Genomic DNA, 17,918 nt, shown 5'->3' with positions numbered 1-17,918 from the left:
GTCAGACGCGGTGGGCGCGCCGCGCTTCGGCGAACCCGGCGAGGACGGCGTGCGCGTCCAGGGCGAGCACCAGCGCCCTGGACCGCCGCCGGGGTCCGACGACGGCGAACTCCGTCGAGGTGCGGACCTCGTCTGTCCAGCGCAGCTTGGCCTGGTTCGGGCCCGTCGACAGGTTCAGCAGGCGGTGCCCGGCGTCCTGGGCGTCCTTGACGGCCAGGGACAGCAGGTAGGTGACGGCCGAGTACGGCCACGCCCGTTCCGAGACCCCCGACGTCGAGGAGTAGCTCGCCGTCCGGGTGTGCAGGACGAGCTGGCCGGCCTCCACGGTGTCGCCGACGAGGAGTTCGTAGACGCTGGCCCCGCCGTGCATCCCGGAGCGGGTCACGACGTCGCGCAGGTAGGCCCGGACGCGCGGGTCGGCGTAGGTGTCGGCGTGCACGGGCCGGCCGTCGCGCAACTGCGCGCGTTCGGAGTGCAGGGCGGCGAGCCGGTCGAACGCGGCGGGCAGTTCGGCGGGGTCGGTGACGCGGCGGACGGACCACCCGTCGGCGCCGACGTCGCGGGTGAGGCGGTTGCGGGCCCGGCGCAGGGACTCCTTGAGGTTTCGGCGGCCGGTGTAGACGTTCTCCACGCCTTCCAGCCGCAGCACCGCCGAGGGCCGGGTGCGGCGCTGCAGGAGGGTGAACGACCAGTCCGGCAGCCACTCCGGCTCGAACCACGGGACGTTCTCCCCGAGCGCGAACCGGGCGACGTCCCAGCCCGCCGGGTCGGCGCACAGGTGGCCGACGACGGCGCGGGCCACGTCCCGGGCGCAGGCCGGGTCGGTGAGCAGGGCGGGTTGCTCGTACGGCCCGATCCACAGGCTGCCGGTGCCGACGGGCTGCACGAGCGTCGCCAGACCCCGCAGCACCGAGCGGCGGTAGAGGGGGGCGACGCCGACGAGGCGTTCCCCGTCGCGGACCTCCAGGACGAGGGGTTCGTGCCGCGGGTCCCCGGCGAAGTGGTCCAGCCACGTCAGGGCCCAGTCGGGGCCGGTGAAGGGGTTCGCCTCGCCGGCGGCGTCGTGCAGCCCCTGCCAGTCGTGGGCGAGCTTCTGCACCCCCGTCAGCTGCCGGTGCTCGGTGATCTGCAGGTCCATGTTCCGCGCGTCCCCCTGGTCTGCGGTGGTCTCCCCCGATGCTCCGCGACCGGGAGGGTCCGGTCCACGACCTGAAGTGCCCGGGGGCGGCCGATCGGGCGACGAACCACCGGTTCGGCGCAGGGGGTTCCCGGGCGAACGGGTGAGCGCGGTTCCCGTGCGCGACGACGCGCCCCGACGCTGGTCGGCATGAGGATCGCTGTCGTGGGGGCCGGGCCGTCCGGGCTGGTCACCGCCGCCGTGCTGAGCCGGTTTGGCCACGAGGTCACGGTGCTGGAGAAGGCACCCGACCTCGGCGGGGTGTGGAGCGCGACCCGCCGCTACCCCGACGTGTCCACCCAGGACGACCGGGTGTCGTACGCGTTCTCCGACGTGCCGATGCCGGCGGACTTCCCCGTCCACCCCACCGGGAACCACGTCCGCGCCTACCTGGAGCACTACGCCGACGTGAAGGGGATCCGTGACCGGGTCCGTCTCGGCACGACGGTGACCCGCGCCGTCCCGTCCGGGGACGGCTGGTCCGTGGAGGTCGCGGACGCCGACGGTCCCTCCGTCCTCGACGTGGACTGGGTGGTGCTCGCGAACGGCGTGTTCTCCACCCCCCACGTGCCGGACTGGCCGGGCCGCGACGTGTTCGACGCCACCGGCGGTCAGGTCGTCGAACCCACCCAGCTCGGGGACGGGGCCGTGTTCGCCGGTCGCGACGTCGTGGTGGTGGGCTGGGGCAAGACCGCCTGCGACGTGGCGGTCGCCGCGTCCCGGGCGGCGCGGTCCACGACCGTGGTCGCGCGGGCCGTGCGGTGGAAGGTGCCCAAGCGGCTCGCCGGGCCGCTGTCGTTCCGCCACCTGCTGCTGACGCGCCTCGGGGAACACCTCATGGCCCCCGAACGGACGACGCCGGCGCAGCGGTTGCTCGCCGCCGCCGACGCCCCGCTGCGGCGGGCGGCGTTGTGGTCGCTCGCGCAGCACGTCGCCCGCCGCACCGGCCTGCGGTCGGTCGGTCTCGTCCCGACGACCCCCCTGCCGTACTCGGACAGCCTCGTCACCGACGGGTTCTTCGAGGCCGTCCGCGCCGGTCGCATCGCGGTGCGGCGGGAACGCTCCATCAGCGCCCTCGGCGCGGGTGACGTGCAGTTGTCCGACGGTTCCCGCCTGCCCGCCGACGTCGTGGTCGCCGCGACGGGTTTCGAGCAGGACCTGTCCCTGCTGGCCGTCTCCGTGCGCGAGCGGTTGCTCGACACCGACGGGGTCCTCGCGCTGCACCGGCGGGTCCTGCCCGCCGCCGTCCCCCGGCTCGCGTTCGCCGGGTGGGGGAACACGTACCGCAGCCCGTTGTCCGCGGAGGTGGGCGCGGTGTGGCTGGCCGGTCACCTCGCCGGGGTCGTGCCCGCCCCCTCCCCCGACGACGTGCGCCACGAGGGGCACCGGTTCCACCTGACCCACCGGCAGGCCGCCGCGCACCGCGAGCAGCAGGTGCCGAGCGGGTCGTTCGCGGTGCTGGACCAGATGCTCGACGACCTGGGGCTGCCGCTGCCGGCCGCGGTGCGGCGCGGGCAGTGGACGAAACCGCTGACCCCGGCGAGCTACGCGTACCTGGTGCCGGCGCTGCTGGCGAAGGTCGGGGGTGCGCGGGAACGGGCGACGGTACCCACGGCCTGACCGGCCCGACGCGGCTGCGGTGGACGTCGCCGGTGGGTGGGTCGGAGGCGCTCTCCGCGTCACGGCACCAGACGTTCCTCCAGCAGTTCCGGCATCTCTCCCGCTCCCAGCGCGCATCGAGACCAGCGACGCGGAGCCCGGCAGGGCTGCTGGGGTCTGCCGCATCGATCAGCACCACGACCCGTCGACCACTCACGCTGGATCACCAGCCGGTGGACTCCGGCTCAGCGGCCGTTAATCTGATCGAGCATCGACCGCAGCCGCTCGGCCAGTTCCCGGTCACCCATCACGGACAGTCGAGCTGTGGCCATCTCGTACACCTCGTCGTCGCTCCGAGGCCCGATCACCCAGACGATGCAGATCGTCCCGTCCTCGTGGACGCTGTAGACGATCCGGTACTGCCGGTTTCCGACGACGAGCTTCCTGTAGCTCGTCAGGTTTCCGGACTGCCTGGACCCCAGAGGGGCGCCGCGCTGCTCAGGAGAATCCTCGAGCTTCTTGATGCCCTTCAGGATCTGTCGCTGAGCACTACCGTCGAAACCCTTCAGGTCCTCCAGAGCGTCATCGGTCAGTTCGACTCTCGCCATGGATCAGCGGTCGTCCTCGTCGTCGTCCTCGTCATCCAGGTCGACTCCGAGCATGGCCGCGACGTCGTCGAGACTGTGGCGAACGCCGTTGTCGCTGACCTCGCGGACGATCGTGGCGACCCACAGGCGCAGGTCGCTCTCCATCTCGTCCAGTCGCTGAAGGCGCTCCATGGTCTCCAGCCCCACGACGGCGGCCACAGGCCGGTTGTGGGAGAGCACCACGGGAGTCCTGCCCTCGGCAGCCTCGCTGACCAGCCAGGAGACGCCCTTGCGGCTCGCCTCGCTGACGGAGACCAGGGCACTGGTGTCGATCTTCATGTCGTTGCCTCCTTCGCGGGTTGTATTCTACCCTCAGATCTACCCAGCTTCCTACCCACTGATCGGGCACCGCTTCGCTGACCTGAGGTGGTCCCACTCGATCGGCCGAGCCGCTGCTGACACCAGGGGTCATCGCCCCCGCCCCCACGCAGCGGCGGCCCCCAGGAAGATCGCCAGGCGGCGAGGTGTGCGGACGACGGACTCGGGAGCGCATGCCTGCGGTGGGCTCGGCCCGCCGGCTCGACAAGGAGAGGGAGTTCTCACCGCACCACCAGGACACCGCCTCGGGCCGCCCGACCGCCGGTCAGCGATGGTGACGGGGCCGGCCACCACCGGTTTGGGCCTCGGCGAGGCTTTCGCGCAACCGCTCCGCGTTGCGCGGGGACCGCAAGAGGTGGACCGTTTCGCGCAGGGACAGGTACTCATCCTCGGAGACGAGGTAGGCCGTCCCCTTCTCGGAAGTGATCTCCACAGCGGCCTGGTCGTCGTTGACCTGCTCGATGAGTGCGACGAGGCGTGCTCGGGCGTCAGGAACGGTGACAGACATGACCTCTCCCTCGGCTGGTGGCACGGGATGCAGGATCCATCGTGCCCCGACCGGGATCCAGCGAGGCGAACGGAGATGCCCGGACGGTTCCGCACCCGGCCACCCACACGACGAAGGCCCTGGCCTGCGGTCTTGCTGGTCGGGGTGACAGGACTTGAACCTGCGGCCTCTTCGTCCCGAAGCTTCGAGGGTGTACGGGTTAGGCCCCGGTAGCCTTACTGCCGTATCCAATCTCGGCCGTCGGCGTCCCCGGTCGTCCCAGTCCGTTGTCACGCAGATTGACACTCACCGTCGCCCCAGAGGCCAGGGATGAGAGCGCTCCCGGTGCTGACGCCAGACGGTCGGCCTCGGCCAGCAGCAGCGACAGCGTCTGGTCCCGCACCCCAGATCGACCACATGGGCTGGCGGGGCCGGACTGAGGGAACAGCAGGTTCTGCTAGGCGGCGCGCACGGCCGGGTCGCGAACGCCGTGGTCAGCGCTGTCGGGCGTGGTGACCCGCTCGTCCCAGACCCAGCACCGTCGTGACCTTGAGTGTGGAGTATGTCACTCTCTGTGGACTTGACTCCAGGTCACGTACGTCCGAGACTCATACCAACACCGCGTCGGACTTGTGGGCCGACAGTCTTGAAAGGGATGACCTATATAGGTCATCCCTTTCACATTTTCACCGCTTGGGCAACTTCGAGCTCACTGCCCAAGTGAGCCGCTGACTATTATTGAGGCGCTCAGCAAGAACTACCGCAAATCTATCACCGGGTATCGCAGTGTCAACTTCCTCAAGTGGTAGTTTTACAATGACCTTATCGGGCGTTCCTTCGAGAGAGGCGTAGCCGTCGCCTTTCCTGGTCTTACCGATCAGAGTAACCAAACCGATATTGCTTGCTGCCAGTCCCGGTGACTGCGCAACTGTTCCTACATAAATGTGCCGAGACGGGTTCCGCGAATCTTCGACGAGCAGCACATCGGCCTGGGGTACTGGGTAGCCCACCGGCGTCTTCACGGTCAGGTTCTTAGAAATTCCTGGAACCTGGACCGTTACCTCTTCGACGTTCTTTCGTCTATGAACGCGACCCGAAAGAACCTGACCACCGGTTGCGGGGGCCGTCGAAAGGATGGCCCGAGGGAATAGCTCAGAAGTGTCGATTCCTACGCAATAAAGTGGGTTTGTTCCCGGCATGGTTCCACCACCTTGCATGACCCCACTCAAGGCACTGCCCACGGAACGCATCGTCTTCTGCCCGTTTGCTGCGATGTGACAGACCCAAGGACTGGGGTTTGGAGACAGGTACTCGAGAGCGAGAGCGGTGCGTCGAGCTTCACCCAGAAGGGCCGTATTGGACGGCGGTCCCCCAAGCTGACGCACCGCATCCTCTCCTAGGAGAATCCACGATCCTTCTCTCTGATGGACACTCCTGGCCGCCGCCGCATACACAGGAACGTCGAGCTCTTGACGAGCCATGTCGATGGCTGGCGCTAGGTCCTTATCGGCACTGAGGACAACAATTGCACGGCATGTGGATTGTTTAATCGCAATCTGGATGGCTAGTTTGACTACCTCTACGGCACACAAGACGTCCACCTTTTTTTCCTGCATAGGGACGTCTGCTTGGTTCCAGTCTTGCAACATTCCACGCAGAACCCTAGCCCCAGATGCCTCCAGGCTTCGTGCGTACGCATCGTTTCTCTGCAATGCCGCATCTCGTCGCGGCGTTGAACGCCCGCCAGCGTCGGTGGCGACACCGAAGGCTGCGTCGACAACGTTCATGTCATACAGCGAGAGAGCCGACTTTACGGACGCCATAGAAGGAAGGTTAGGAATGCCGAGAACCTGACCAGTCGCCCCGTGCATGTTCCGAGTGTCGACGACGACAGCAACGTCGATTGAGGGGGAAGCCGCCGCGGCACTGGTCGTAGTCACCTAACCACTGTACGGATGCCCTCGGACACGATCGGGGATGCCGCAGGGTTGCGAGCATGAGGGTGACTACGCGAGGGGGCGGTACGCGCACGTCCTGCTCCGCTGCACTGGGCCGCGCTCGCAGGGCGGTGTGCATCTGCGCGTCGCAAAGCCCAGCCACTTCGGAACGACGCGCGCAGATGTACAGCGCAACCGGGGTCCAGGGGCGGGAGCCCCTGGTACTACTCAGCTGCCACCGCCTATGACACCAAGCGGCAGGCAGATGGTGCATCCGCGTGGCGCCGCCCTCGTGGTCGTTGGCGAGCACGGCCGCAGGCCGCGCGCAGACGGCGGCCACGGAAGGGCAGTGCCGGCGGCGGGCGCGCCCGCCGCCTTGACGGAGTAGAGAAAGTTCTCACAGCTGGACTGGGTGAGGTGCGGGCACCCGCAGCGCCCTCGTGGATCAGTAGGCTCGCTGTATGGATGAGCCCGCCGTGCAGGAGCCGCCTCGGTGGCAGGTCTTCGGTGAGCGGACCATCTACGACAACCCGTGGGTGCGACTGGTCCTCGTCGACCTGGAGCCCCCGGACGGGAAGCGGTTCGAGCACCACGTGGTGCGTCTCCAGCGTGTGGCCGTCGCGCTCGTGCTCAACGCCGCTGGTGACCAAGTGCTCATGCTCCGCAGACACCGCTTCCTGACCGATCAGGTGGGCTGGGAGCTGCCAGGCGGCATCGTGGACGCAGGCGAGACGGCCTTGCAGACCGCCGCCAGGGAAGCCGAGGAGGAGACCGGTTGGCGTCCCACCGGGGGACGCCAGTTGCTTGAGTTCCAGCCCATGGTGGGGATGGTCGACACCCCCCACGAGGTCTACGTCTTCGACCATGCCGAGGAGGTCGGAGCGCCCACGGATCTAGTCGAGGCCGGCGTCGTGGACTGGGTAGCCCTCGACGATGTGGTGGAGCTGATCGACCGTGGCGAAATCCTCGGCTCCGGTTCCATCACAGGGTTGCTGCGCTTCCTCGTAGATCGGACCTGACCCTCACGCTGCCTGACGCAGCGCCTCCAGGCGGCGGCGCTGACGCACCGATCCCATCCGGTTGGCCAGGGACGTGGCCTGACGCAGGTAGTGCTGCGCCTGATCGCGGTCGTTACGGTGCAACTCAGCAGCGGCCAGATCGACTAGCACGCTGGCTTCGGCTCGGCTGTACCGGCCACGAACGCTGGCCAAGCCCTCCAGGAGCTCAGCGACGGCACCAGGATCGTGCAGCCGACCGAGGCAGTGGCCGCGCCAGCGGGTGAGGTTGGCCGCGTCCAGGCGGAGGTACGGCGTGAGGGCGGCGTCCTCATCACTGCTCGGCAGAAGCGCCTCAGCGGCGGCGAGAGACCTACGTGCTGCCTCACCGTCACCCGCGGCAGCGCGGTTCTCGGCCTCTGCTGCGTGGAGCCAGGCCGTGAGGCGAGGCGGTAGCCCGTGCAGCTGGCGGGCCTCGGCGACCATGTCTGCGCCATCACTTCCACGTCCGAGGTCGAGCAAAGCGAAGGACTGCTCCCCCGTCGCGTGAGCGAGCAGCGCGTTGTCCTCCGCCTCACGAGCGGCGGACTTGGCCTCCTCGAAGGCGGTCCACGCTCGGTCGAGGTCTCCGACGTCCAAGGACTGCCAACCCACCAGCGATGCGAGGTCCGCGGTGACGGCCGCAAGCTCTCGTCGGGCTCCTGTCTGGACCAGGTAGCGCCGTTGCTGCGTGGTGTCGTTCAGGAGCTTGCGGGCGTACTCCAGCACGTCGGCCGCGCCGGACTGCCCGTCGGCCTTCCGGATGGCCTCGACCTGGTGGTGCAGGTGAGCCGCGCTTCCCGCTTCGAAGAGCGCCGCTCGGCCCAATGCCTGCGTCAGGCTCGGAGGACTGGTAAGAGCCGTGGACCCCCCTGCCGCAGCAAAGCCCAGGCCTTCGTCGGAAACATTGAGGACTTCTCGCAGCAGCTGGCGGTGGAAGTCGCCCGGGGCCACCTTGCCGTTCTCCCAGCGGGAGATCTGCGTCTTGAGACTCTCAGTGCTGCCGACGGGTGTGCCGAGCTGCTGTCCCCGCTGTCGCAGCTTCATCGCCAGGGCGGTCTAGGACCACCCTCGCGCCAAACGCACGTCCTGAATGCGTGTCACTGCTCACTCCCATGGATCTCTGCGGTCTCGCCAAGGTACTGGCGGACAGAGTGCCCGAACCCACTGACATGAGGACAGGGGTTGACTCAACCCCTGTTAACGGTCGTCATCTTCTTCGCCGCGCACGCCTCCGCTTCGCTCGTCTCATCGGCGCAACCGCGCTGCTGGAATGAGGAGGACGACATGGCAATTCAGGGTGCGATCCCGCTGGGGCAGGACTTGGTGTTCCCGCACGGTGCGTACGTGGTGGGTGAGGTCGAGCAGGTCCAGGACTTCGACCGCCGCCAGGCCGGGGAGGTCGACTTCCAGTCCCGCGACAAGAACACCGGTGAACGGCTCTGGGCGGTCCGCGTCGTCGATGCCGACCCCGAAGCCCGCCGTGGACAGGCCGAGGTCGTGGTCAAGGTCATGGCCGAACACCAGCCCGTTCCCCCGGCCACACTCCCGGGCTTGCCCTTCCGTCCCGTCGTCTTCGACGGGCTCACCGCCACCCCGTACGTGGACACTAACCGCGCCCGTCCCCGCCTGGCGTGGTCGTTGAAGGCGACGGGGATGTCCGCACCCGGCAAGACCGCCGTGAAGGTGGACCAGAAGACCGAGACCGGGCGGGCTGCCTGATGCGCGCCGACCAGCTCCAGGCGGAGCGGAACGAGCGGAACAGCATCACCGGGCAGCTCGGGGCGCTGTTGCGCTCCCGCCCCGGCTCGCAGGCCCCGTTGCGGGAGCGGGCGGCGTGGATCGAGCGCAAGGCCGAACTCTTCGGACGGCTCGCCGAGCACTACGGGCCGATCGACCCCCAGGAAGCAGCGGAGTGCCGCTACCTGGCCACCGTCGCCGCTGAACAGGCCGCCCGGCTGCGCTCTTTGTCGCGCCACCCGGCAGGCCGTGCCCGGCTGCGCGCGTCGGAGGTGGCGTGATGGGTGGCCGTCCGCAAGGTGTCGTGACCCACCAGCCGTCCCAGCAGAGCACCTCGCAGGCCAACTCTGGGTCTGACGACTGGATCGCCGAGCTGATCGTCTCGTTGCTGTCCCTGGTCTGGTGGATGGTCAAGACGGCCATACAGCTCGCGTGGCGTTTCCCGCTCGTCGCGGCCGTCCTGGTCGCGGGGTGGTGGGCGTACAGCAGCGACCACCTCCTGCTGGTCGGCATCGTCGTTGCAATCCTCGTGGGGGCGCTGGTGGTGTGGCGGCTCACGTGGCCGGTGTCCTTCGACCGCCTCCTGGCTCAGCCTGCATGGCGACGGCGCAAGCAGCGGGCCATCCGCCGCAACTGGCCGGGACTGTGCGAAAGGGTTGGCCTCGCGATGGCCGTCACCGACCGCCGCTCGGGTCAGCGCGAGTCCTGGACACCGGGTCTGTCGCGGCTGCGGTGGGCCTCCCGCGAGCACCTGGTCCTAACCGGGAGGGTGCAGGTCGTGGCCGGGCAGACCGTCGACGACCTGGCAACGGCGGCGGAGACCATGGGCGCGGCGTGCGGCGCCTGGTCGTGCCGGGTCCGCAAGACCGGCCCCCGCACGGCCACCATCACCTGGCTCTACGGCGACCCCCTCGCCCAGGTCGTCACCCCACTGCCCATCCCCGACGTCCTCGACGCCTCCGCGGTCCCGGTGGGTCTGTGCGAGGACGGTCAGCCGTGGCTGCTGCGCCTGGCCGCCACCCACGTCCTCATCGTGGGGGTCACCGGCGCCGGAAAGGGCTCCGTCGTCTGGTCCCTGCTCGGCGGCATCGCCGGAGGCATCCACGAGGGGCTGGTGCAGGTGTGGGCCGTGGACGGCAAGGCCGGGATGGAATTGCAGCCGGGCCGGGACCTGTTCACCCGATTCGCGACCACCGTCGAGGACAGCGTGCAGCTGCTCGAAGACGCCGCAGTGCTCATGACGGAGCGGGCTGCCCGGATGGCCGGCACCTCCCGCCGCCACGAACCCAGCACCCGGGAACCGCTACTGGTGGTCCTGGTCGATGAAGTCGCTCTCCTCACCGCGTACACCCCGGACCGCAAGCTCCGCGACCGCGCGGAAAAGGCACTGGCCGCGATCGCCACCCAGGGACGGGCACCGGGTGTCGTCTTGGTCGCAGCGTTGCAGGACCCCCGCAAGGAAGTCCTCGGCCTGCGCAACCTGTTCCCGACCAAGGTCGCGATGCGGCTGGACGAGAAGGCCCAGGTCGACATGGTCCTCGGTGAGGGAGCGCGGGAGTCCGGGGCGCTGTGCCACCAGATCCCTGACACCTCCCCTGGTGTCGCCTACGTCAAGGTCGACGGCGTCCGTGAGCCCGTCCGGGTCCGCGCGGCCTACTACGACGACCACGCCATCGGAGAACTCGCCCGCACTCACGCACCGAGCAAGGCGCCGGGGTTCCGGCCGGTGTTCTCCGTCGTCGACGACTCCCACCCCGAGACGGGCGACCACCTCCGTCAGGCGGGTGCGGCGTGAACACCCTGTCCCCCAGCGCAGAGGCTGAGCTCGGTCGTCGGCTGCTGTCGCCCACCTTCGACCGCTGGGCCGAGCAGGCCGCGAACTGCGGGCACTGCGCCCGCCCCATCCGCCTGCGTGGGCAGGCCACTACCATCGACCGCACCACCGGCCAGGTGTTGTCGACGTACGACTCCGCGAACGAACCGGACGGAGTCCTGTACACCCGCTGCGGCAACCGCCGCGCCAGCGTCTGCCCGTCGTGCTCCCACGAGTACAAGGGCGACATGTGGCACCTGCTCGCTGCCGGTGCTGCGGGAGGGATGAAGGGTGTTCCGGAGTCGGTGGCTACGCATCCGCTGGTGTTCGCCACTCTCACCGCGCCGTCGTTCGGTGCCGTCCACGGGCTGCGTCGCAGGAACGGTCGTCCGAGCATGTGCCGGCCGCGCTCGACGAACGCGGTGTGCGAGCACGGCAACCCTGCTGGCTGCCGCGCCGTGCACGCCGAGGGCGACCGTCGGCTGGGGCAGCCGTTGTGCGCGGAGTGCTACGACTACACCGGGCACGTGGTGTGGCAGTGGTGGTCTCCGGAGTTGTGGCGTCGCTTCACCATCGCCCTGCGCCGGGCTCTGGCCGCTTTCCTAGGGTTGACGCAGAAGGACACTCACGCGCTGCTGCGGGTGTCGTTCGCGAAGGTGGCGGAGTTCCAACGCCGCGGGGTGGTGCACTTCCACGCCCTCATCCGCCTGGACGGTCCTCCTACTGATAACGACGCGTTCCCTGCCCCGTTGACGGCGGTAAGCGCGCAGCAGTTGTGCGAACTCGTCCACGTCGCCGCCGCGCGAGTATGGTTCGACGCCCCCGCCACCGAAGCCCGCGGGGAGCTGCGCCGGTTGCGGTTCGGGACGCAGGTCGATGCCCGCGCCGTAACGACCGCAGCGACCCGCGAGGCCGGGCGTGCCGACCACCCCGACGACGGGCTGCACCCTGAGACCGTCGCGGCGTACATCGCGAAGTACGCAACGAAGGCGTGTGACGACTTCGGCCTTCCGCCGGGTCTGCGTGATGCCGAGGCGGCGCGGCGGATGGGCATCGTCGAGCACGTCTGCCGATTGCTCGCTGAGGTGCAGCACCTCGCCCGGACGGGCGGGCCGAAGTACCTGCCGCTGGCGAAGTGGGCGGCGATGCTCGGTTTCCGGGGGCACTTCTCGACGAAGTCCCGCCGCTACTCCACCACCCTCGGCCGGCTGCGGTCAGCGCGGAAACGGTGGTCGGTGCAGCAGCTGCGCGACCGCCTCACCGGCCGCACCACCTCGTCGCTGGATCACGACGCCACCGTGGAGCCGCCCGAGGTGGAGGACTCGACGTTGGTCGTCAGCTCCTGGTCCTTGGACGGCATCGGCTGGTTGACCGCTGGGGACGCCGCCCTCGCCGCCACCGCCGCCGCGCAAGCCCGTGAGTGGGCCGACGACCGCGCCCGTGCCCGCCGCGCCTCTCAGCTCTGACCCCTACCTCAACGACCCGAAGGGCCCACGATGAACCCCGAGCAGCGCACCGCGCCCACCCGGCTCCTCTACCGCGTGCAGGACGCCGCGGACGCGCTCAGCTTGAGCCGCAGCGTCATCTTCGAACTCTTGCGTTCCGGTCGTCTCCGTTCGGTGCATGAGGGGCGCACCCGCCTCATCCCCTACGAGGCGCTGGTGGAGTACATCGCCTCCCTTGAGGACGCGGCCTGATGCCCACCCGTCGTGGTCGGGGTGAGGGCGGTCTGCACTGGGACGAGAAACGGCAGCGTTGGATCGCCAGCGTGAGTCTGGGCTTCACCCCCGCGGGGAAGCGCATCGTCAAGCGTGGCAGCGGCCGGACGAAGACTGAAGCCCGCACCAAGCTCAAGGAAGTGCTGCGCGACCAGGACGACGGTCTGGCCATCGCCCCGAACGACTACACCGTGGCCCAGGCCGTCGAGGACTGGCTCGCCTACGGCCTGCACGGGCGGTCGGAGACGACCGTCACCACGAACAGGATCCTCGCCCGTACACACGTCATCCCGGACATGGGCGCGCGATGGCTGCGTGATCTCAGCGCGGAGGACGTCGACCGTTGGTTGGCTCGCAAGACACAGACGCTCAGTACCCGCACGTTGCAGGGCATCCACTCAGTGCTCAACCGTTCGGTGAAGCGGGCTATGGCCCGGGACAAGGTGAAGCGCAACGTCGTGGCGTTGTGCAGCGTGCCGCAGGGCAAGGCCGGCCGGCCGTCGAAAGCGCTCACCATGGCGCAGGCCGACGCCGTGCTGCGGGCAGTGGAGTCGACCCGGCTCCGGGGATACGTCGTGCTGTCGATGCTGACTGGGGCGCGCACCGAAGAGCTGCGGGCGCTGCGCTGGGACCACGTCGACCTCACTGGCCGTCCGGACGCCGTACCGCCGGTCCCGGCGCACGTCGCGGTGTGGCGCTCCGTTCGCGCTGGCGGTGACACGAAGACTCGCAAGTCCCGCCGTACTCTCGCACTCCCCCAGCGGTGTGTCGAAGCCCTGCACGCTCAACGGGTTCAGCAGAAACAGGACCAGCTCAACGCCGGACCACGCTGGGTCGAAACCGGCCTCGTTTTCACCTCTAAGGTCGGCACCTCGCTCGACCCTGCGCACGTCCGCCGGGACTTCCGCATCGCTATCGCTACCGCCGAGGGCGTTGACCCCGCCGAGTGGACGCCACGAGAGTTGCGGCACAGCTTCGTGTCACTGCTATCGGACAGCGGCGTCCCGCTGGAAGAGATCTCCCGCCTGGTTGGACACAGCAGCACAGCAGTTACCGAGCTTGTCTACCGCAAGCAAATTCGTCCGGTCTTGCAGTCAGGCGCGGTGGTCATGGATCAAATTTTCGTGAGCGGCTCACACAAGGAGGTGAAGTGAGCAGGTTCGGCTCCTGTTGCTTGTGCAACCTGTAGCGTGTGGGCATGGATTCGCAGGAACCGAAATATGACGTGGCCCTTTCATTTGCCGGGGAGCAACGCGCGTATGTTGACGCTGTGGCTTCGTCGTTAAAAGAAGCTAGCGTAAAGGTATTCTATGACGACTACGAAAAGGTTGAATTGTGGGGAAAAGATCTTTATGCTCATCTCGACTGGGTCTACCGGAAGGCTTCGCGTTACTGCGTCATATTTGTATCCGCGGATTACGCAAAAAAGGTTTGGACTAACCACGAAAGAAGGAGCGCACAGGGACGAGCTATTCAGGAGAATAGCGAGTATCTTTTGCCAGCCCGTTTCGATGAGACAGACCTCCCTGGTCTACCACCCACAGTGGGCTACCTTGACCTCGCTAGCCTTGGGCCCGCAGAGCTTGCTGCAAATATTCGCGAGAAGTTGGGGCCCCCGCGGCTAGAGCCCGGCTTCCCTCCAAAGACTGACCGTCTTTGGAGTGCACTAAGCATAAAGGGAGATAAAAGCGCAAAAAAGCAGGAACGGAAGGAGACTCAACGCGTTGCACGCTCTTTTTATGGCGCCATGCAGCGCATGAATATGGAGGAGCGGCGCGCGATAGCGGGTATTCTTGCTTTTGGATGCGTTGGCGAACTTCCTCAGGGGGTCCACCTCAGTCTTTCTTTCTTGTGCAGGGTGACTAAAATGCCACAAGCAGAACTACTTGACCACCTAAGGGCGGTACGCAGCTTGAATCTTAAGGTAGTCGTTCGGGACCCAATTCACAGGCCGGATGAGGGTGAACTTCAGAGCGACGATCGCGACCTTCTCCTTAGCTTTTGGTCTCCAGATGCTCCACAAAGACGCGATGCAACAAAGATTGCCTACTATGCGGTGCAATGCGCATCTCATCACTTTTGCGTCGATCACGGCGTAGAAGTTGTAGCCCGCCTCGATTTTCGGAGGTTGTCTAAGGCATTCAGTGGTCCACTTGTGATTGAAGCGGATGGCCATGAGATCGAGGATGGGGGAAGCAACTCGCCCAATATTGATCTGCGCTGACGAGGGATCATTACGGCGGCGGCATACCGGTCCAGGCGAGTCTCAGCTAATGCCCGACGAGGCATTGCTCGATTAAAAATCTATGCGCCTTACGCGATACCACACTGGGCGAGCAGCGTTTACGGGTCATTACCCGCCATCGTGATCGTATGAACGTCGAGCAAGCCAAGACATGACCCTTTGCACCCATGACTGCCCCGCCATTGGGGCTCTTCGGATTCACGGGTAGGCAAAGAACCTTAGCCGCGAAAACCGAGTTTCGATCTCGCGGTCATGCTTGACATGTGGCTGATCGAACGCAAGCTTCAAGTGGCACGTACTACCGATCATGATGCGCCTAATGACGTCGCTAGGGCCTCACGCGATGAAATTATAGACACTGAAGCCGAAGAGGATCCCTGTGGCGCGCGGTGGGCGCTGGTCTGCTCCCCGAGGGCTCGACGAGCTGGCCGGTCGACTACTTGGTGAAGTGTAGGTAAGTGGCCAACCCAAGGCCGATCAGCAGCAGGGGACCGTATACCGGAGCGATAGCCCAAGACCTAAAATCCTGCCACGCAGGCCAGTAGTCCCGTCTACGGCGGTTCTCCGAGGAGGGCAACGCCGGCGTAAGAGCGAACGGCTCGACGACGTCCCCGCGGGCGACCTTGTCGTACAGGGCGCGAAAGGCACGCTCGTTCTTGAGGTAATTCGCGTCAAGCAGCCCGAAGATGGCAACAGCTGCCACGCCGAGCAGTGCCCCAAGGGCGGCGTGCTGGTTGAGAGCGAAGCCATAGGTGAGGGTCAGGACCGCCAAGGACCACGTCTTGGCCGAGGAGGAGGCCGTGGACATGCGGGTAATGACAGCCTGGATGAGGGTCAGGTGCTGACGGCGGTCTTCAGGTGTCACAGTGGACTCCGCGGTGGGCAGAGCAGCTTGAAGCTGCAGAAGGGTGCGGTCCTGAGCATCGTCGTCCTCAGCGGCGCCCTCGGGCCAGATCAGGCCCATCCGGTCCTCGTCCCAGCGGGGGACAAGATGGACGTGTAGGTGGGCCACCGTCTGCGTGGCTGCGGGCCCGTTGGACTGAATGATGTTCAGCCCTTGCGGCTGCACCCCGGCCCAGATCGTGGCCGCGACTCGCTGGACGGCTTCGGCCAGGTCGTGCGCCTCGGCCCGGCTCAGTCCGCGGACGTCAGGGACATGTCGGTGCGGCACGACGAGGGTGTGCCCGCGGGTGGCCGGGTCCAGCGGGAAGAAGGCCACCACGCGCTCATCGCGGTAGAGCACACGAGCGCGTGGGGCGGTGCCGTCGACGATGGCGCAGAAAGGACACGACGGCGAAGTGGTCATCAGGAGCGCGTCACACCCTGCGTAGACCAGGACACGATGCTGTCGTGCAAGGTGTTGTAGGTGGCCTTGGTGTCGATGGAGCCGGTCCACTCTTTGACCGTGGGGTCGAAAACCGGTACGAGGTAGCCGCCGTCTAGACGGTCGAACGGGTTGGGTCCGGGCATGTCCGCTCCGCCCCCAAAGGAGGCCAGGCCGTGGATTCGGATGCCCAGCAGGGGCTTCTTGTCCGCCCACGCCTTGTCGACCTCGTACTGCACCCAGGGGCGGTTGGCCGTTTCCTGGCCAATGAGGACGATGACGGCCTTCTTGTAGGCCATCTGATCCTTGATCCACTTTTCGATGGCTGCGGGCCCTTGTTCCTGCACCTCTTCCCACTCCTGCGCGTTCAAGATCGGCTGCCCTTCTAGGGCATCGAAGTTGCGCACGAGCTGGATACGGTTGACGTCACGGGTGTAGTGGAAGCTATAGAAGACCGAGCTGGCCATGAGGATTCTCCGATGCACGTCGCCGTGTCAGGTCGGCCCAATCATAGGACTAGCACTGCTGGCATGCCGCAGTGCACGCGGGCGCTCAGTCATGCCCTCGTCCGGATGGTCATGCCGCAGATGCCGGGCATGCCCCGACTCTCCTACGGTATCTACCTCGACTGTCCAGCATCGACCAGTCACCACCACCAACTGTTGACTCGCTGCATCATTCCAAGCGGTAGTCACGCAGTCAGTCACCCCCAACGTCAAAGGCCCGGACCCGCTCTCGCGGTTCCAGGCCTCTGACCTGCGATCTTGCTGGTCGGGGTGACAGGATTTGAACCTGCGGCCTCTTCGTCCCGAACGAAGCGCGCTACCAAGCTGCGCCACACCCCGATGGCCGCGTGAACGACCTCGACAAGAGTAGCCCACGCGGGGCCGTGCTCCGAACCAGTACCGGCCCGGCCGGGGTCAGCGCATCGGCACGAGCTCCAACAGCGTCGCCTCGGGGCGGCAGGCGAAGCGGACGGGTGCGTACGGGGAGGTCCCCAGGCCCGCGGAGACGTGCAGCCAGGCGTCGTGACCGGCGGCGGACCAGCGGGACAGCCCGGAGACCTGCTTCCGGGGCAGGTCGCAGTTCGTCACGAGCGCCCCGAAACCGGGGACGCAGAGCTGCCCGCCGTGGGTGTGGCCGGCGAGGATGAGGCCCGCCTCGTCGGCCGTCATGGCGTCGAGGGTGCGGCGGTAGGGGGCGTGGGTGACGCCGACGGTGAGGTCGGCGTCGGAGGCGGCCTTGCCGGCGACGTCGTGGTACCGGTCGTAGCGCAGGTGGGGGTCGTCGACGCCGACGAGCTCCAGGTCCAGCCCGGCCACGGTCAAGCGGGTCCGCACGTTGTCGAGGTCGACCCAGCCGGCGTCGGTGAAGCCGCGCACGAGGTCGTCGGTGGGCAGGCGCGGGATCTCCTCGGGCATCGGGATCTTCGAGGGCCCCGCGAGGTAGCGGGCCCAGTTGCGGGGCCGCGGCGCCCAGTAGTCGTTGGAGCCCAGCACGAACACCCCGGGCCGGGCCAGCAGCCCCGCGTACGTCTCCAGCACGGCCGGGACGGCGTCCAGGGAGGCGAGGTTGTCGCCCGTGCTGACGACGAGGTCCGGCCGCAGGTCGGCCAGGGCCGCGACCCACTCCCGCTTGCGGTGCTGGCGCGGCACGAGGTGCAGGTCGGACAGGTGCAGCACCCGCAGCGGACGGGTCCCCACGGGCAGGACGGGGACGACGGCGTGCCGCAGCGCGAAGGCCCGCACCTCGTACCCGGCCGCGTAGCCCAGCCCCGCACCGGCGGCGAGGGCGGCCAGCCCGACGGTTCCGGCGGTGGCCTTGAGGACTCCGGCAGCGGTCGGCATCCGGCCATCCTGCCGCGCGACCGGGAAACGGC

General features: G+C 67.5%; 18 protein-coding genes and 1 tRNA gene. 9 read left to right on the top strand and 10 right to left on the bottom strand.

What is annotated here, in order from left to right; all coding sequences use genetic code 11:
- Nucleotide 1: 1 nt before the first annotated feature.
- Complete coding sequence (locus AB2L28_RS09010) at nt 2-1,138, bottom strand: GNAT family N-acetyltransferase (RefSeq protein WP_370718430.1); 1,137 nt, start codon at nt 1,136-1,138, stop codon at nt 2-4.
- A 189-nt stretch (nt 1,139-1,327) separates the two neighbouring features.
- Here AB2L28_RS09010 and AB2L28_RS09005 point away from each other — a divergent pair, with 189 nt between their 5' ends.
- Nucleotides 1,328-2,797 (top strand): flavin-containing monooxygenase, encoded by a 1,470-nt coding sequence (locus tag AB2L28_RS09005; RefSeq protein WP_370718429.1) that lies wholly within the window; start codon nt 1,328-1,330, stop codon nt 2,795-2,797.
- 224 nt (nt 2,798-3,021) lie between these two features.
- Here the strand turns inward: AB2L28_RS09005 and AB2L28_RS09000 are convergent, their stop codons facing one another.
- The 4 genes from AB2L28_RS09000 to AB2L28_RS08985 form a co-directional block, all read right to left on the bottom strand.
- Nucleotides 3,022-3,384, bottom strand: coding sequence for a type II toxin-antitoxin system RelE family toxin (locus tag AB2L28_RS09000; RefSeq protein WP_370718428.1), 363 nt, complete (start codon nt 3,382-3,384; stop codon nt 3,022-3,024).
- 3 nt (nt 3,385-3,387) lie between these two features.
- Nucleotides 3,388-3,702: a type II toxin-antitoxin system Phd/YefM family antitoxin gene (locus tag AB2L28_RS08995; protein ID WP_370718427.1), complete on the bottom strand. Its 315-nt coding sequence runs from the start codon at nt 3,700-3,702 to the stop codon at nt 3,388-3,390.
- 304 nt (nt 3,703-4,006) lie between these two features.
- Nucleotides 4,007-4,249 (bottom strand): type II toxin-antitoxin system Phd/YefM family antitoxin, encoded by a 243-nt coding sequence (locus AB2L28_RS08990; RefSeq protein ID WP_370718426.1) that lies wholly within the window; start codon nt 4,247-4,249, stop codon nt 4,007-4,009.
- 665 nt (nt 4,250-4,914) lie between these two features.
- Nucleotides 4,915-6,168: a PIN domain-containing protein gene (locus tag AB2L28_RS08985; protein WP_370718425.1), complete on the bottom strand. Its 1,254-nt coding sequence runs from the start codon at nt 6,166-6,168 to the stop codon at nt 4,915-4,917.
- A gap of 458 nt (nt 6,169-6,626) precedes the next feature.
- Between AB2L28_RS08985 and AB2L28_RS08980 the strand changes: the two genes are divergently transcribed.
- Nucleotides 6,627-7,184, top strand: coding sequence for an NUDIX hydrolase (locus AB2L28_RS08980; RefSeq protein ID WP_370718424.1), 558 nt, complete (start codon nt 6,627-6,629; stop codon nt 7,182-7,184).
- A 3-nt stretch (nt 7,185-7,187) separates the two neighbouring features.
- On the opposite strand, the gene AB2L28_RS08975 is transcribed toward AB2L28_RS08980, so the two are convergent.
- On the bottom strand, nt 7,188-8,246 hold the full coding sequence (locus AB2L28_RS08975) for an NsdA family TPR-like regulatory protein (protein ID WP_370718423.1): 1,059 nt from the start codon (nt 8,244-8,246) through the stop codon (nt 7,188-7,190).
- A 138-nt stretch (nt 8,247-8,384) separates the two neighbouring features.
- On the opposite strand from AB2L28_RS08975, the gene AB2L28_RS08970 reads away from it, so the two are divergent.
- From AB2L28_RS08970 to AB2L28_RS08940, 7 genes are read left to right on the top strand one after another with little or no spacing between them, the layout of a single operon-like run.
- Nucleotides 8,385-8,921: a plasmid replication, integration and excision activator gene (locus tag AB2L28_RS08970; RefSeq protein WP_370718422.1), complete on the top strand. Its 537-nt coding sequence runs from the start codon at nt 8,385-8,387 to the stop codon at nt 8,919-8,921.
- Nucleotides 8,921-9,220: a hypothetical protein gene (locus AB2L28_RS08965; RefSeq protein ID WP_370718421.1), complete on the top strand. Its 300-nt coding sequence runs from the start codon at nt 8,921-8,923 to the stop codon at nt 9,218-9,220. Before AB2L28_RS08970 ends, AB2L28_RS08965 begins: the two co-directional genes overlap by 1 nt.
- 23 nt (nt 9,221-9,243) lie before the next feature.
- The gene (locus tag AB2L28_RS08960; protein ID WP_370718420.1) at nt 9,244-10,734 is read left to right on the top strand and encodes an FtsK/SpoIIIE domain-containing protein; all 1,491 of its coding nucleotides are present in this window, start codon (nt 9,244-9,246) and stop codon (nt 10,732-10,734) included.
- The gene (locus AB2L28_RS08955; RefSeq protein ID WP_370718419.1) at nt 10,731-12,218 is read left to right on the top strand and encodes a replication initiator; all 1,488 of its coding nucleotides are present in this window, start codon (nt 10,731-10,733) and stop codon (nt 12,216-12,218) included. Before AB2L28_RS08960 ends, AB2L28_RS08955 begins: the two co-directional genes overlap by 4 nt.
- 30 nt (nt 12,219-12,248) lie before the next feature.
- Nucleotides 12,249-12,449, top strand: coding sequence for a helix-turn-helix domain-containing protein (locus AB2L28_RS08950; protein ID WP_370718418.1), 201 nt, complete (start codon nt 12,249-12,251; stop codon nt 12,447-12,449).
- The gene (locus AB2L28_RS08945; protein ID WP_370718417.1) at nt 12,449-13,624 is read left to right on the top strand and encodes a site-specific integrase; all 1,176 of its coding nucleotides are present in this window, start codon (nt 12,449-12,451) and stop codon (nt 13,622-13,624) included. The genes AB2L28_RS08950 and AB2L28_RS08945 overlap by 1 nt, the downstream gene beginning before the upstream one ends.
- 44 nt (nt 13,625-13,668) lie before the next feature.
- Nucleotides 13,669-14,694 (top strand): toll/interleukin-1 receptor domain-containing protein, encoded by a 1,026-nt coding sequence (locus AB2L28_RS08940; protein WP_370718416.1) that lies wholly within the window; start codon nt 13,669-13,671, stop codon nt 14,692-14,694.
- Between the two features lie 457 nt (nt 14,695-15,151).
- Here the strand turns inward: AB2L28_RS08940 and AB2L28_RS08935 are convergent, their stop codons facing one another.
- The 4 genes from AB2L28_RS08935 to AB2L28_RS08920 form a co-directional block, all read right to left on the bottom strand.
- Nucleotides 15,152-16,021, bottom strand: a complete 870-nt coding sequence (locus AB2L28_RS08935) for an HIT family protein (RefSeq protein WP_370718415.1) — start codon at nt 16,019-16,021, stop codon at nt 15,152-15,154.
- Nucleotides 16,021-16,506 (bottom strand): TIR domain-containing protein, encoded by a 486-nt coding sequence (locus AB2L28_RS08930; protein WP_370718414.1) that lies wholly within the window; start codon nt 16,504-16,506, stop codon nt 16,021-16,023. The genes AB2L28_RS08935 and AB2L28_RS08930 overlap by 1 nt, the downstream gene beginning before the upstream one ends.
- A 301-nt stretch (nt 16,507-16,807) precedes the next feature.
- Nucleotides 16,808-16,884: transfer RNA gene (locus AB2L28_RS08925), tRNA-Pro, on the bottom strand.
- A gap of 75 nt (nt 16,885-16,959) precedes the next feature.
- A complete protein-coding gene (locus AB2L28_RS08920; RefSeq protein ID WP_370718413.1) occupies nt 16,960-17,886 on the bottom strand; it encodes a metallophosphoesterase in 927 nt (308 codons plus the stop codon).
- Between the last annotated feature and the right edge of the window lie 32 nt (nt 17,887-17,918).

Origin of the sequence: Kineococcus mangrovi (genome assembly GCF_041320705.1) — a bacterium.
Lineage (GTDB): Bacteria > Actinomycetota > Actinomycetes > Actinomycetales > Kineococcaceae > Kineococcus > Kineococcus mangrovi.
This window is presented reverse-complemented; position numbering and strand designations above follow the sequence as displayed.